At 32.8% G+C, this 15,565-nt stretch carries 12 protein-coding genes, 2 tRNA genes and 1 pseudogene; 12 read left to right on the top strand and 3 right to left on the bottom strand.

Going from position 1 to position 15,565, the window contains the following annotated elements:
• Window positions 1–41: 41 nt before the first annotated feature.
• Together N4A40_06525 and N4A40_06520 are read left to right on the top strand one after the other, a co-directional pair.
• Window positions 42–118: transfer RNA gene (locus N4A40_06525), tRNA-Ile, on the top strand.
• 5 nt (window positions 119–123) lie between these two features.
• A tRNA-Phe gene (locus N4A40_06520) sits at window positions 124–199 on the top strand.
• A gap of 110 nt (window positions 200–309) precedes the next feature.
• Here the strand turns inward: N4A40_06520 and N4A40_06515 are convergent.
• Window positions 310–1,281, bottom strand: coding sequence for a ribonuclease H-like domain-containing protein (locus N4A40_06515; GenBank protein MCT4661501.1), 972 nt, complete (start codon window positions 1,279–1,281; stop codon window positions 310–312).
• Window positions 1,282–1,375: 94 nt separating this feature from the next.
• On the opposite strand from N4A40_06515, the gene N4A40_06510 reads away from it, so the two are divergent.
• Both N4A40_06510 and glnA read left to right on the top strand, forming a co-directional pair.
• On the top strand, window positions 1,376–2,875 hold the full coding sequence (locus N4A40_06510; GenBank protein ID MCT4661500.1) for an S-layer homology domain-containing protein: 1,500 nt from the start codon (window positions 1,376–1,378) through the stop codon (window positions 2,873–2,875).
• A gap of 178 nt (window positions 2,876–3,053) precedes the next feature.
• Window positions 3,054–4,484, top strand: a complete 1,431-nt coding sequence (gene glnA, locus N4A40_06505) for a type I glutamate--ammonia ligase (protein MCT4661499.1) — start codon at window positions 3,054–3,056, stop codon at window positions 4,482–4,484.
• 143 nt (window positions 4,485–4,627) lie between these two features.
• Here the strand turns inward: glnA and N4A40_06500 are convergent, their stop codons facing one another.
• Window positions 4,628–5,614, bottom strand: coding sequence for an asparaginase (locus tag N4A40_06500; protein ID MCT4661498.1), 987 nt, complete (start codon window positions 5,612–5,614; stop codon window positions 4,628–4,630).
• A gap of 220 nt (window positions 5,615–5,834) precedes the next feature.
• Between N4A40_06500 and N4A40_06495 the strand changes: the two genes are divergently transcribed.
• The 6 genes and pseudogenes from N4A40_06495 to N4A40_06470 all read left to right on the top strand — a co-directional run bounded on the left by N4A40_06495 (window position 5,835) and on the right by N4A40_06470 (window position 13,365).
• Complete coding sequence (locus tag N4A40_06495; protein MCT4661497.1) at window positions 5,835–6,989, top strand: cysteine desulfurase; 1,155 nt, start codon at window positions 5,835–5,837, stop codon at window positions 6,987–6,989.
• A 5-nt stretch (window positions 6,990–6,994) separates the two neighbouring features.
• A complete protein-coding gene (gene thiI / locus N4A40_06490; GenBank protein ID MCT4661496.1) occupies window positions 6,995–8,170 on the top strand; it encodes a tRNA 4-thiouridine(8) synthase ThiI in 1,176 nt (391 codons plus the stop codon).
• A gap of 231 nt (window positions 8,171–8,401) precedes the next feature.
• Entirely contained in the window at window positions 8,402–9,217 is an 816-nt protein-coding gene (locus N4A40_06485; protein ID MCT4661495.1) for a transglycosylase SLT domain-containing protein, read from the top strand.
• Window positions 9,218–9,325: 108 nt separating this feature from the next.
• Window positions 9,326–10,495 carry a TraB/GumN family protein gene (locus tag N4A40_06480; protein ID MCT4661494.1) on the top strand — a complete coding sequence of 390 codons (1,170 nt, stop codon included), beginning with the start codon at window positions 9,326–9,328 and terminating at the stop codon, window positions 10,493–10,495.
• Between the two features lie 16 nt (window positions 10,496–10,511).
• Window positions 10,512–11,753 (top strand): annotated as a pseudogene (locus tag N4A40_06475) (NAD(P)/FAD-dependent oxidoreductase).
• Window positions 11,754–11,763: 10 nt separating this feature from the next.
• The gene (locus tag N4A40_06470; GenBank protein MCT4661493.1) at window positions 11,764–13,365 is read left to right on the top strand and encodes an FAD-dependent monooxygenase; all 1,602 of its coding nucleotides are present in this window, start codon (window positions 11,764–11,766) and stop codon (window positions 13,363–13,365) included.
• A gap of 29 nt (window positions 13,366–13,394) precedes the next feature.
• Here the strand turns inward: N4A40_06470 and pgmB are convergent, their stop codons facing one another.
• Window positions 13,395–14,045, bottom strand: a complete 651-nt coding sequence (gene pgmB / locus N4A40_06465) for a beta-phosphoglucomutase (GenBank protein MCT4661492.1) — start codon at window positions 14,043–14,045, stop codon at window positions 13,395–13,397.
• A 149-nt stretch (window positions 14,046–14,194) separates the two neighbouring features.
• Between pgmB and N4A40_06460 the strand changes: the two genes are divergently transcribed.
• A complete protein-coding gene (locus N4A40_06460) occupies window positions 14,195–15,151 on the top strand; it encodes a D-glycerate dehydrogenase (protein ID MCT4661491.1) in 957 nt (318 codons plus the stop codon).
• A gap of 13 nt (window positions 15,152–15,164) precedes the next feature.
• On the top strand, window positions 15,165–15,557 hold the full coding sequence (locus N4A40_06455; GenBank protein ID MCT4661490.1) for a hypothetical protein: 393 nt from the start codon (window positions 15,165–15,167) through the stop codon (window positions 15,555–15,557).
• Window positions 15,558–15,565: the final 8 nt, after the last annotated feature.

The raw sequence follows: 15,565 nt of genomic DNA, 5'->3' as shown, positions 1-15,565 counted from the left end.
CCAGAGGGTCGCGGGTTCAAATCCTGCTACCCCGACCATATAGGACTGTAGCTCAGGTGGTTAGAGCGCACGCCTGATAAGCGTGAGGTCGGTGGTTCGAGTCCACTCAGTCCTACCATATTCGCCCAGATAGCTCAGTCGGTAGAGCAGGGGACTGAAAATCCCCGTGTCGGTGGTTCGATTCCGCCTCTGGGCACCAAATTGGAGTTTGATTCTATATCAAACTCTTTTTTATTGTATAAAAAAATATCCCGACAACAAAATTTGTTGGCAGGATATTTCTTTAGAAACAGAATATTTCTTTAGAAATTAGAAAGCCTGTTCGTATAACGCTTTTATAACCCATTTTATGGAATCTATCAATAGTTTTGACTTTTTATCAACTTGTATCGCCAATGGAATTACATTTGGTGGAAGTCCAAATACACTGGATTTTAGTGGTGCTATTTTAAGAGCATTTGTATCGCTTATTAAAAGCTTAGTTGAATCATCTAATTTTAGAATTCTAAATTCTAAATCAACAGATAAGAGGCTATTTTTTAAATTCAATATCAAACTAGAGTATGGCAGATATATTTCAGCAGAATGTAAATTAGGGCCAATAGATTCAATTTGTCCAGAGAGACGAATCATATTTTTATCAATTTGATAGTTAACTAATCTGATAATAGAATCTCGAATTTCAATTGTTAAGAGACTATCGAGAAGAGAAAGAGCTTTTTGTGCGATGCAAAGGCCGATTAAATCAGAGTAATTATGTTCCATTATACTATCTAAGAAAGAAATATCATTTTTCTTTAAATACATATGATACCAATGTACACAATCTGCACCAGAACCTTTTATAATCGCCTCAGAGTCAAAGTATGTTATCAATGTATTTAACTTTAAATCATCAAATGGTAAAATTGAAAAATGAGGTTTTAATCTAATATATAGATCAAAATGAGTAAATGAGTCCATGATTAAATTATAGAGTTCACATTTCTTTTCAATGAATTTCCAATCAAATTGTTCTCCATTATATGTTATAAAATGTTTTTTTTCTTTCAAAAATTCTAAAAAAGAAGTTATTACAAGCTTTTCGTCAGAAAGAGATTCACAAGCCCATTGCAAAAGATGAATCTCGTTGTTGTTTTTATAGAGTAAACCTAATATAATAATTGTATCGGTTATTTTATTAAAACCTGTTGTTTCTATGTCGAGTAAACAATCATTGGGATGACTATTGAAGTACTCGACAACAATAGTATCTGAAATAACATTATCTGAAGTTATCATATTAAAATCCTTTCTAAGTTTATCAATATATATAATAGCATATATAAGATATACAATGAAAATTTTGATATGTCAACTATTTAGGAGGGGGACCATGAAAAATTTAAAGCGAATATTTATGATTTTTTGCTTTTATATCTTAGTCAGTCAATCGCAAGTTTTTGCTACAACATTTTTTATAGACATATGGCAGCATTGGGCAGAAGAAATTATAATGTGGGCAACTAATGATGTGCCTTTGTTTAGTGGATATGAAGATGGTACGTTTAAACCAGATGATCCAATAACAAGAGCTGAGTATATATCTATACTGCAAAGAGCTGCGAGTGAAACTGGACTTATAAAAAGAGATGATACCATAGAAATAATTGATGAAAGTAAAATTGTTTATGCATATGGGTATGAGGATGTGAGTCAAAACTTTTGGGCATATAATGAAATCAAAACTGTATTTGACTATATACAAAAACAAGATACAGAGCCAAGTGTATATGATATTTTTGAAGGCAACTTATTAAATCCTAATAAGCCTATAACACGAGAAGAAGCGATATTGCTTTCTAGCTATTTTGTAGGACCAAGCATAGAAAACAAAATACTTACATTTACAGATTTAGATGTAAACTATAAGTATTCAGAGGCAATAAGAACTGTAGTCAATAACAAGATTGTACAAGGCGATACAAATAGGATAGAGCTAGATAGAAACATTACAAGGGCAGAATCAGCGGCTTTGATACAGAGATTGTATAAAGAAATGAATTTGATATCAATAAAGCCATTAAATGGGATAGAAGTTATCGCAAATATATATGATAAAAAATACGATTATTTTGGGGATTATCTGAGTAGTGAAAGTACATTAAAAACAGAAATGGATGAAAGATACAGTAAAGCAATCAACACACTTGAGTATCTTGCTATAATAAAAAACATACCATATAGTGAAAGAGAATTATATGATGCAGATCCACTTCAGACACTTAGAAATTTGAGGACTGAACAGTATTGGAATGTTGTTGGATTAAATTATTATCTTATTCGGTATGAACTATATGAAGATGAAAAAGAGAAAACCAAATTGATGGAAGAACTTTTGACATCGTATTTGAATCAAGACATACTAGATTATCAGCAGGGGAAAATACTTGCAGAAGGTATACTTAAAGAGCCTAAACTTACGAATAATGAAATTTTAGGATTTATAAACAAATGGGGAGAATCAGCACAAAGCGAAGAAGAGCAACTAAATATATTATTTTACAAGACTAAATTTTTGCTAGAAGATAAAATAGACTATGAAAAGATATTAAGCTATTATAATGTGCTAGAGCAGTCTGTTCAGTTCAAATCATTAGAGTCGTACAAGTACTTTGTAAACAATAAAGTTTATTTGCTTAAATTACAGGAAAAATATGATGAAGCAATAGAGTATTTTAAAAATGGTCAGTCTAATGTAAAAAATTATACAGAGTATCTATCGAAGAAAGAAGAACTTGAAGTCTATTTTGATTCTGGATTGAAACAATTGCTACTAGAGCAAAATATATTGATATCAGAAGCCAATGAAGTACAAGAAATAAGGCTGCCATAGAATGAATTATAGAGAACTACAATAGTGAAAACTAAGTAGTTCTTTTTTTTAGCATGAATTATAAGTAAAAAAACGAATAAAAATTTGGAATTCTTACAATAATTTAAATAATTTGACAATTGAGAGTTGAATAGCCTATCATTAAGTAGCAGGGGATATTTTATGAAGAGGTGATGACATGTTTCAAACTATAAAAGAAGCAATGCATTATATTCAGGAAAACGATATCAAAATTGTAGATTTCAAAGTAGTTGACATGATTGGACGATGGAGACATTTGGCTATTCCTGCCAAACGATTTGATGAGAGCATAATGGAAAATGGAATAGGATTCGATGGTTCTAGCTACGGATTTTTGAGTGTAGAGAGGTCGGATATGGTATTTAAACCAGATGTTACAACAGCATTTTTAGATCCATTTACAGAGCAAAAGACATTGACAATGATAGCTGATATTTACTATATTGGTGAGACATTTGAAAGATTTGAAGGTGATCCAAGATATATATCCGAAAAAGCAGAATCTTATCTAAAAACTACAGGCATTGGAGATGAAATATTATTCGGACCAGAGTTTGAGTTTAACGTATTTGATCACGTATCATTTAATACGAGACCAGAACATCAAGAAGTTATGATTGACTGCCATGAATCATTCTGGAATTCTGAAATGACAAGTCACCAAAACCTTGGATACAAGCAAAAATTCCAAAAAGGGTATCATTCAGATTTACCATACGATGAGACTAATGATTTTAGATCAGCAGCTACAACGTTATTAGAAGGTTTAGGTGTAGATGTAAAATATCATCACCACGAAGTAGGAGCATCTGGTCAAGTTGAGATAGAAACTGATTTTGGAACAATGCATAAGATGGCTGATAACACACTTTTGATAAAATATATACTCAAAAATTTAGCTATTGAAAGAGGACAAACAGTTACATTTATGCCAAAACCATTGTATGGAGAAGCTGGAAATGGATTCCACGTACACATGATACTAAAAAAAGATGGAAAACCTGTATTTTATGATTCAGAAGGCTATGCATCACTTAGCCAAGAAGCACTTTATTTTATAGGTGGAGTTTTAAAACATTCACCAGCATTATTGGCATTTACAAATCCAAGCACGAATTCATATAAGAGATTAGTACCAGGATATGAAGCTCCAGTTAATTTGTGTTTTGGTATGGCAAATAGAAGTGCAGTAATTAGAATACCAGCTTATGCAAAAAAACCAGATAAGAAAAGATTTGAATTTAGATCTCAGGATGCTACATGTAATCCATACTTGTCATTCTCTGCATTATTGATGGCAGGTTTAGATGGTATAAAAAACAAAATAGATCCAACAGACGAAGGTTTTGGACCATATGATGTGAACGTATTCAATTTACCAGAAGAAGAGCGAAATAAAATCAAATGTTTGCCAAGAAACTTAGATGAAGCAGCAGATGCGTTAGAAATTGACAACAAATTTTTATTGGAAGGAAATGTATTTACTGAAGGATTAATTAAAGATCAAATAGTAAGATTGAGAAGAGAATCAAAAATGATAAATACTATTCCAAATCCAAAAGAATTTGAATTGTATTACGATTTATAGTGATACAAAACAATTGAAAAAAATTTAAATAAAAAGGTGCTAAATCAAGATAGATTAATTTATCTTGGTTTAGCACTCTTTTAAGTTTATGATTTGTCCGAACTTCTCACACACCTTAGGTGGTGAGAAGTTTACTATCTAGATTAATATAGACCCTTTTCGAAAATAGATTTTATTTCTTTCATATTTTTTGTATGACATAAAGCTACTATAAGCTTTATTCTGGCTTTTTGACCAGGTAGATTAAAACCTAAAATTACTCCAGCATCTGTCAGCGTTCTACCAGCACCCTCATAGCCGTAAGTATCTAGCACCCTTCCAGTGTGGCATCTAGAAACTAAAACTACAGGAATATCTTTAGATAAAGCTTTTTTTATGCCAGATATCATATTTGGAGGTAGATTACCTCGTCCCATACCTTCGATTACTATACCATTATAACCTGTGTCTATCATGTAATTTATGAGGTCAGAATCCATGCCTACACATGCTTTTACAAGACCAACCTTTGTATCAACATTGTCTATATCTATTACTTTATGTTCTTGGAGCGATCTATAATAGATTACTTCATCATTGTCAACTATACCTAGCGGTCCAAATTCTGGTGATTTGAAGGTGTTTAGTGCCAAGGTATTAGTTTTTGTTACTTCTCGCGCAGCATTTACCTCATTATTTAGTACAACTAAAACCCCTCTATTAGAAGAGTCATCTGAGATAGCTGTACAGATAGCTGCAGCAATATTACTAGGACCATCATAGCCGAGTTCTGATCCATTTCTCATAGCACCTACAACAACTATAGGCTTTTCAGTTGATAGGGTTAAATCCAAAAAGTAAGCGGTTTCTTCTAAAGTATCAGTACCGTGCGTTACTATAACGCCACTTATATCCTTTCTCGATGTTAATTCCTTTACCTTTTGAGAAAGTTCGAACATACTATCAAGAGTCATATGTGGACCTGGCATATTAGAAAACTTTATAATTTCAAAATCAGCAAATTTTTCAATATTTGTAACTTTACTCATTATTTCTTCACTAGTCATTCCTGGGATTGCAGCGTTCAAACTAGGATCGACTTTCATTGAAATAGTACCTCCAGTAAAGACTATTGCAATTTTTTTCTTCATTTAAATCCCTCCATACTATAGTATTCACAACAAACTTATTTTATCACAATTATCATAGTATATATCTAATGTAAAAAATATTTAATAAGTCAAAATATTAGACTATCGATATGTAAGTTATAGAGTTCACAAGAAGGCTTCAATCTGATATAATAAAAAGTCGAGTGATAGATTTTGAACGTGCATGGATATATAAATACAGTGAGAAAGGGTGAATACAATGGAAGCTTATCTAGACAACGCAGCGACTACGAAAGTAAGGGAAGAAGTAGTGCAAGCAATGGTTGAGATGTTCGAACAAGATTATGGGAATCCATCTTCACTACATAGAATGGGACTAATTGTAGAAAAAAAGATAAAAAAGGCAAGAAAAGATATTGCAGATTATTTAAAAGTTATGCCAGATGAAATATATTTTACTTCTGGAGGAACCGAAGGAAATAATATAGCATTACAGGGAATTATAAATAAATTTGGTAAAAATAAGAAACATCTAATAACAACAGAGATAGAACATGCATCGGTTAAAAATATATTTAAATATTATGAAACTCAAGGATATGAAGTAAGTTATTTGAAGGTAGATAGAAATGGTTATGTTGACATTGAGCAATTAAAAGAAATAATTAGGGAAGATACAGCTGTTGTATCTATTATGATGGTGAACAATGAGACCGGAGCAATTCAGCCAGTTAAAGAGATTGCTAAATGGTTGAGAGCAAATTCTAAAGCCAAAATCCATATTGATGGAATACAAGCTATTGGCAAAATACCAGTAGATTTATCTAACTTAGATGTAGATGCATTTACATTTAGCGGTCATAAATTCCACGGGCCAAAAGGAATTGGTGGAATGTATTTGAAAAAAGGACTCAATATAAATGCACCATATAAAGGGTCAGGTCAAGAACATGGCATGAGACCGGGAACAGAAAATGTTCCTGGAATAGTAGGATTGGCGACCGCTCTAAATTGTATAAAGCAAGATGAAAAAAATTATAGAGACCATCTTCAAAATTTAAAAATTAGATTGGTTGAAAAGTTCAAAGAAAACCTTGATGATTTTGTAGTGAATAGTTCATTAGATGAAAGTGGTGCTCCACATATTATAAATATAACGTTTAAGGGCATAAAAGGTGAGGTTTTTTTGCATTATTTAGAAAATGCTAATATATATGTATCTACAGGAGCGGCTTGTTCTTCTAAGAATAAGGGCGGAAGTCATGTTTTGAAAGCGATGAAATTAAATTTGGAAGAAATTGATTCATCTATTAGAATGAGTTTTTCAAAATACAATACTATAGAAGAAATTGATTATGCAGTTGTAGAAATGAGCAAAGTGGTTAAAGAAATAAGAAAAATAATGAAGAGGTGAAGCAATTGAAAAAAGTAATTGGAGTTAGTTTTGGAGAGATAGCATTAAAGGGAAAAAATAGACCATATTTTACAAATAAATTGAAGAAACAAATAATTATGAACTTGGAAAGATTTGAAGATATAAAAGTTTATAATGACCACAGCAAATTTTATGTTGAGGGAAGAGATGAGGACTTAGATGCTATAATGGAACAATTGAAAAAAGTATTTGGTATAGTACTTTTGACACCATGTATCAGAGTAGATGTTGATTTAGATCAAATTGACGAGGCAGTTCTTGTTGCTACTAAAGAGACATTAGCTAAAAATGACTATAAGACATTTAAAGCTGAAGGAATTAGAGCCGATAAAAAATTTCCTATGAACTCTATGGAAATCGCTAGACATGAAGGTGGAGTAATATTAAAAAACATAGACGGATTAAAAGTAGATGTTCACAAACCAGATTTTAAAGTTTTTGTAGATATCAGACAGCATGCATATGTATTTACAGAAAAAATACCTGGCGGTGGTGGTTTGCCAGTAGGTTGTACTGGTAGAGGATTATTACTTCTATCGGGAGGAATAGATAGTCCTGTAGCTGCTTATATGATGGCTAAAAGAGGAGTTGAGATAAATGCTATACACTTCCATAGTTATCCATTTACAAGTGAAAGAGCTAAAGAAAAAGTATTGGATTTGGCAAAAATAATATCACAATATACAGGTGAGTTTAGAATATACAATATAAACCTTTTGGAGATACAAAAAGCAATTCACGAAAATTGTCCAGAGAAGCATATGGTTAACCATTCAAGAAGATTTATGATGAAAATAGCGGAGACGATAGCTATGAATCATGATATGAAATGCTTAATTACTGGAGAAAGTTTAGGTCAGGTGGCTAGTCAGACTATGGAAGGAATAATGGCAACAAACTCTATTACAACACTTCCAGTATTTAGACCACTTATAGGAATGGACAAGACAGAAATAATGGATATAGCTCATAGAATAGGCACATATGAGACATCAATATTGCCATTTGAAGATTGCTGTACTGTATTTTTACCAAAACATCCTGCTACAAAACCAAGCTTGAAAGCACTTATAAAGGAAGAGGAAGAGCTTGATTTTGATGGATTGGTTAAAGATGCTATAGATAAAATGGAAATCATAACAATAGATCGTGCGTTTTAATTAAAAAACTAATAAGTGATTATAATTGTGAAAAATTCAGAAAATGGTTATAGAAATGTCATATTTGAATTTGGATGGCTTGTTTTCAACTATCTTTAATGTTCATTTTTGACAAGAAACTCATATCAGCTTGCAAGCTTTTGTAAAATGTGTTATATTTCATAACTGGGTGCTAAATACGGCATCTACTTTCATTTAAGACATATAAGAAAAAAACAATAAATTTGATTGATGAAAGATAATTATGAAGAATCAGAAAGTGAGGAAGCAACAATGAGTTTTGAAAGAGAAAAGAGGAGCGCAGCCCCGAGATTATTTTCTGTTTTCACAATTCTAGTATTGGCATTGACTATCGTTGGATGTTATTGGACGATGACAGTTGAAGCTAAGCGTGCAGAGCAAGAGAAAGCACTTAAAAAAAGTCAAGAAGAGATAGTTCTTCTTGAAAAAAAGCTAGAGCGTACAGAAAATGAACTTAGCAAGGCAAATGAAGCTTTAAATGACATAAGGCAATCGGAAGCATATATTTTATCGAAAAAAATGGCTAAGTATTTAAACTTAGAAAATGATGCACATGTGGAGAAGGCGGTTAAGATTTTCGAAAACACGCCACTTGATCTTCAAACTTCAAGCGTCATAGTAAAGTATTCTGAAGAATTAGATGTAAGTATACCATTGGTATTGGGGCTAATTGACTTAGAGAGTAAATTTAAACAATACGAAGTTGGTAATGCTAAAGATAGAGGATATTGTCAGATAATCCCATCTACAGAAAAATGGCTTGCAAATGAATATGGTCATTTATTAAATTTAGAGTACAATCCAGAGAGAATATTTGAGCCAGAGTATAATATTGGATTGGGAATGATATACTTATCAATATTACAAAAAGCATATGGGAATGATGTGGATCGTATATTGACAGAGTACAACAGAGGACCTTATAGTTCAAAGACATATTTTGAAAGAAACAATACCTACAGGAGTACTTATTCTAAAACTGTAGCAAGTCGTGCGAGTAATTATAGCAGAAGACTTGAAAAATAAAGCTAAACATTATAAACTAAGTTTATGCGTAAACTTAGTTTATTTTTTTTGATGTTATATTTACAGAAATAGACAGGGAAGCAAATAGAACGAGAAAGAGGCATATATATGGAAGAAAATATTTACAGAATGTATATAGACGGCAAAGAAATCGTATTGATTGCTACGGCCCATGTAAGTAAGCACAGTGTGGAACAGGTAAAAGAAATAATAGATGCAGAAAGGCCAGACGCAGTATGTGTTGAGCTTTGTGAAGGCAGATACAAGACTATTACTAAAAAAGATAGCTGGGAAAACATGGATATCGTAAAAGTAATAAAGAACAAACAGGCTATGCTGCTTTTGACAAATATGATAATGAGTTCATATCAGAAAAGAATTGGTGAAAAACTTGGCATAGAACCTGGAAAAGAGATGATACAAGGTATAGAATCTGCCAAGGAAATAGATGCAGAATTGGTATTAGCAGATAGAAATATACAGACGACATTTAAAAGAATATGGGCTAATATGGGATTAGGTGGTAAGTTTAAACTTATAACACAAGTTATATTGAGTGCATTTGACGATGAAGAAATAACAGAAGAAGATTTAGAAAAAATGAAAACAGAAGATTTATTAGAATCAGCACTAAATGAACTTTCAATGAGTTTTCCAGAGCTTAAGGAGACTCTTGTTGACGAAAGAGATCAATACCTTGCAAATAAGATAAAAAATGCTCCAGGGGAGAAAATCGTTGCAGTATTAGGTGCAGCACATGTACCAGGAGTTAGAAAAGAAATATTTAAGACTCAAGATATGAAAAAGTTAACAGAGATACCTACTAAGAAATCAAATAAAAAATGGATTGGTTGGGGAATAACTGTAGCCATACTTACTATAATAGGATATACATTATTCAAAAACAGAGATGCAGGAATAGATCAAATTTTGACATGGTTATTTTGGAATGGTACACTTTCAGCTATTGGAGTAGTTTGTGCGTTAGGACATCCGCTGTCTATACTTACAGCATTGGTAATAGCGCCTATTAGTTCGCTAAATCCTCTTTTAGCAGCTGGTTGGTTTGCAGGATTGGTTGAAGCGTTTGTTAGAAAACCGAATGTAAAAGACTTATCAAGCTTATCAGAAGACTTAACTAGTATCAAAGGTTTTTGGAAAAACAGAGTAACTAGAATATTATTAGTAGTAGCGTTTGCCAATTTAGGAAGTACTTTGGGTACACTTATCGGTGGAGCTGGAGTTGTCAATACTTTTGTGCAAACATTGTTGAACTAAAGGAGATTGTATTATGAAGAATGTAGTAGTTGTTGGCGGTGGACCAGCTGGAATGATGGCAGCTAGAACAGCAGCCAAAAAAGGATATAATGTAACCCTTTTGGAGCGAAGAGATAGACTTGGAGTAAAGCTATCTATAACTGGAAAAGGTCGTTGTAATATAACAAATGCAGGTGAAATAGAAGATATAATGGAACAAGTGGAAGGAAATAAATATTTCTTATACAGTGCATTTTATCAATACACAAATGAGCAAACAATAGATTATTTTGAAAGCCTAGGAGTTCCTACTAAAGTTGAGAGAGGGCAGAGAGTTTTCCCAAAGAGTGATAGAGCAATGGATGTAGTAGAAGCATTGATAGATGATTTAAGAGAATGTGGAGTAGAAATCTACACAAAACAGAGGGTTACAAAAATTGTTACAGAGAATAGTAAAATAAAAGCAGTAGAGGTAGACAGCGGCAAAAAATACAATTGTGATGTATTGATATTAGCTACAGGAGGGAAAAGTTATCCAAAGACAGGCTCTACTGGAGATGGATATAAATTAGCTAAATCAATGGGCCATAATATTACAGATATATACCCATCGCTAGTACCACTTGTATCAGCTGAAAAATGGGTTAGAGACTTGCAGGGATTATCGCTTAGAAATATAACACTAAGTCTTAAAAAAGGAAATAAGGTTGTATATAAGGACTTAGGTGAGATGATTTTTACTCATTTTGGTATATCAGGACCATTGGTACTATCAGGAAGTAGAAAACTACTAAATGCGATAAATAGTTCTAAGAAAAAGTCATTTGATGATATATTTGCCGAAATAGATTTAAAACCTGCATTGGATGAATCTAAATTAGATCAACGGTTGCAACGTGATTTTGAGAAAAATAACAATAAACAATTTAAAAATTCTATAAATGAATTATTGCCGAAAAAAATGATAGATATAATTATAAAATTATCTGGGATAGATCCTGAGAAAAAAGTAAACCAAATAACTAGAGAAGAGAGACAAAATCTATGTAAACTCTTAAAACATTTGAAATTTAAATTAGATGATTTTAGACCTATAGAAGAGGCGATAGTGACAGCTGGAGGAGTTAATGTAGATGAAATAAATCCATCTACTATGGAATCAAAACTCATAGAAGGTTTATATTTTGCTGGTGAATTAATCGATGTAGATGCATATACTGGCGGATATAATTTGCAGATAGCATTTTCAACAGGTCATTTAGCGGGAGAAAGTTGTTAGGGGGAAGTTCATGATTCAATTATCAAATATAAAATTGCATTTAGATGAGCCAGAGTCTAAGTTAAAGCAAAAAATAGCAAAGAAACTTAGAATATCGCCGGAACTCATAATGAGTGTTAGAATAGCAAAAAAATCGCTAGATGCCAGAAAAAAAGACCAGATACATTTTACGTATAGCGTGAAAGTAGAGCTGAAAAATGAAAAAAAATTATTATTAAATATACCTAAAAACGTATACACTTTACCATCTAAAAAGAAATATGAGACTCCGGAGAGTGGGAATGTTATACTAAAAAATTCGCCTATAGTAATTGGAAGTGGTCCAGCAGGTTTGATGGCAGGGTATATACTTGCCAAAGAGGGCTATAAACCTATAGTAATTGAAAGAGGTAGTGAAGTAGATCAGCGATCGAAAGACATAGAAGAATTTTGGAACAATGGGGTATTAAAAGAAAATTCTAATGTTCAATTTGGGGAAGGTGGAGCTGGAACATTTTCGGATGGAAAGCTTACTACTGGAATAAAGGACATCCGATGTAAGAAAGTTTTAGAATTATTTGTCGAGGCAGGAGCACCGAAAGAAATACTATATGATTCAAAACCACACATAGGAACAGATGTATTGAAAAAAGTAGTCAAAAACATCAGAGAGTCTATAATAAAAATGGGCGGAAAAGTAGTTTTTGATACAAAAGTTGAAAAGTTAACCGTAGAAAATCGATTGTTAAATGGTATTATATTAGATTCGGGAGAAAAAATAGATACAGAAGTAGCAGTACTAGCTATAGGACATAGTGCAAGAGATACATTTGAGATGCTTTTTGAAAATGGAATAGATATGTCTCAAAAACCATTTGCAGTGGGTGTTAGAATTGAGCATCCTCAAAATCATATAGACAAGATTCAATATGGAAAGTATGCTCAGAGTGAACGATTAGGTGCAGCCGATTATAAGCAAGTCTACCATGGAGAAGATGGAAGAAGAGCACATACATTTTGTATGTGTCCAGGAGGATTAGTAGTTGCTGCTGCTTCTGAGAATGGAAGGCTAGTCACAAATGGCATGAGTGAGCATGCTAGAGATGCAGAAAATGCAAATAGTGCTATATTAGTACCAGTAGATGAGAATGATTTCGGTAGCAATCACGTGCTTGCGGGAATGTATTTTCAAAGAGAATTAGAAGAGAGAGCTTTTGTTGCAGGAGGTTCCGATTATAAAGCGCCTGCACAAAAAGTAGGAGACTTGCTAAAGAAAAGAAAGTCAACAGGGTGTGGAAGCGTTAAACCTTCATATAGACCTGGAGTGAAGTGGACAGAGTTAGAAAGTTATTTGACAGAGGATATGGCGCAGACAATTAGGGAAGCTATAGTAAACATTGACAAGAGGATGAAAGGGTTTGCGATGCCAGATGCAGTCTTGACTGGTGTAGAATCTAGAAGTTCATCTCCAGTCAGAATTATAAGAGATCAGAAGAGTTTAGAAAGCACAAATTGTAGTGGATTGTATCCTTGTGGAGAAGGCGCTGGTTATGCTGGTGGAATAATGTCAGCAGCTGTTGATGGCATTAAAGTTGCGGATAGAATTATAGCAAATTATAGAAAATTTGATTAGAAATAAATTTAATTACAAAAAAACTTTGCCTAAAAAAGCTGGCAAAGTTTTTTATAATTAAGAGAGGATAAATCTTCAAATACATAATCAGCTAGAGGAAGCTGATTTTTTTTACCTATTCCGATAGTATGCATATCAAGTCTCTTAGCAGCTTCTAAACCAGCTATAGAATCTTCAAATACTACGCAGTCACTATAATCAATACCTAGCTGGTCAGCTCCTAATTTGAAAACTTCAGGATCAGGTTTTGCTTTAGTTACGTGATTGCCGTCTACAATTACATCAAATAGATCAGTTATACCTAGATGATTCAATATAGTAGGAGCATTTTTGCTAGCAGAGCCAAGTGCTATTTTTATTCCAGATGCCTTTAAATTAAGCAAGAATTCCTTTGCACCTGGGAGAATTTCACTTTCAGTCATATCACTTAAAAAAGAGCAATAACGAGAATTTTTCTTTGATGCTAATTCTTCCTTTTCTTCAGAACTTAAATGCAAATCTCCAATATCCAAAATAATATCAAGAGAAGCCATTCTGCTTACTCCCTTTAATTTCTCGTTGTCATTCTCATCAAATGGGATATCTAGTGAATTTGCAAGTTCTTTCCAAGCTAGAAAATGGTACTTGGCAGTATCCACTATAACTCCATCTAAATCAAAAATACAGGCTTTTATGGTCATCTTTAAATTCCTCCTATTATTTGTCCGATAAAATATAAAATATTCGACTTCATTATAGCAAAATTCATTGGAAAATGGTGTTAAAAATCTCCATTTTGGTGTAATATATAATTAGGTTTGTAATGTATAACAAAAAGGGAGGACGAGCTATGAAAAAAGTATTGGTAACTAGAGAGATACCCAGAGCGGCGATAGAATTGTTAGAAAAACACTTTGAGGTGAAATTGAATCCAGAAGATCGTCCAATGACGAAAGAAGAATTGTACAGAGATGCAAAACAATGTGATGCAGTATTGACTCAACTAACAGACAAAATTGATGGAGAATTTTTTGACGAGTGTCCTAATATAAAGATATGCGCAAATTATGCAGTAGGGTATGATAACTTTGATGTAATTGCTGCAAAAGACAGAAATGTAGTATTGACAAATACCCCTGATGTACTATCAGAGACCACAGCAGAATTGGCGTGGGCTTTACTTATGAGCGTTTCTAGAAGAATTGTCGAGGCAGATAATTATCTTAGAGATGGAAACTGGAAACAGTTTAAGCCGACATTGTTACTCGGTCAGGATTTATATGGCAAGACACTTGGAATATTAGGTGCTGGTAGAATAGGAAAGGCATTTGTAAAAAAGAGCTTGGGCTATGATATGGATGTTATTTACCATAATAGATCTAGAGATGAATTGTTTGAAAAAAAATATGGAGCTAGATGGGTTAGTAAACAAGAATTATATGAGAAAAGTGATGTATTGTCTATACATGTTCCATTAACTAAAGAAACATATCACATGGTAGATAAGCAAGCTTTTAAAGAAATGAAACCAAATACAATACTTATAAATACATCTAGAGGCAGTGTGGTAGATCAAGAAGCTTTAATAAATGCTCTAGAAAACAAATTAATATGGGGCGCTGGATTAGATGTTTTTGAGGAGGAACCAATGGTTCCAAAAAAATTATTAGCTATGGAGCAAGTCGTGCTGACTCCACATATTGGCAGTGCATCTAGAGAAACTAGAACAGATATGGGTATACTAGCAGCTAGAAATATAATAGAAGTATTAGAAGGTAGAGAACCATTAACTCAAGTGACAAAATAGGGAGGACTAGCAGATGAAAATTATACCTGAAAAATACAGTAAGAGGTGGATACTTCGATTAATTATAAGTACACTTGTATTAACCGTTGTATTTTCATTAGCATTTGGAGTAAAAATTAGAGGAGAAGTACAGAGCGAATTAGTGTTTAAATACATGGTTTTAGCTGCCATATTTAACATCATTCATTGCTTCTTTGGCATTTTAGGGCTTAAGCGAATATATTTATTCATGATGATAGGAAGTATTGCTGGAATAATATATCTACTATACATGGCATTTATATCAAACAACGGAGCATTTCAAGTAGTTGGATTTATGTCATTTGTTGAGTTTATTTTCTATAGTGGATTGCTTGGAGTAATTGGAGAAATATATCATGGAATGAAGCATAGAAAAGAACAATAGGGTGTCGA

This window comes from Tissierellales bacterium (assembly GCA_025210965.1).
Taxonomy (GTDB): Bacteria; Bacillota; Clostridia; order Tissierellales; family JAOAQY01; genus JAOAQY01.
Note: the sequence above shows the minus strand (reverse complement) of the source record. Positions and strands in the feature narration are given on the sequence as shown.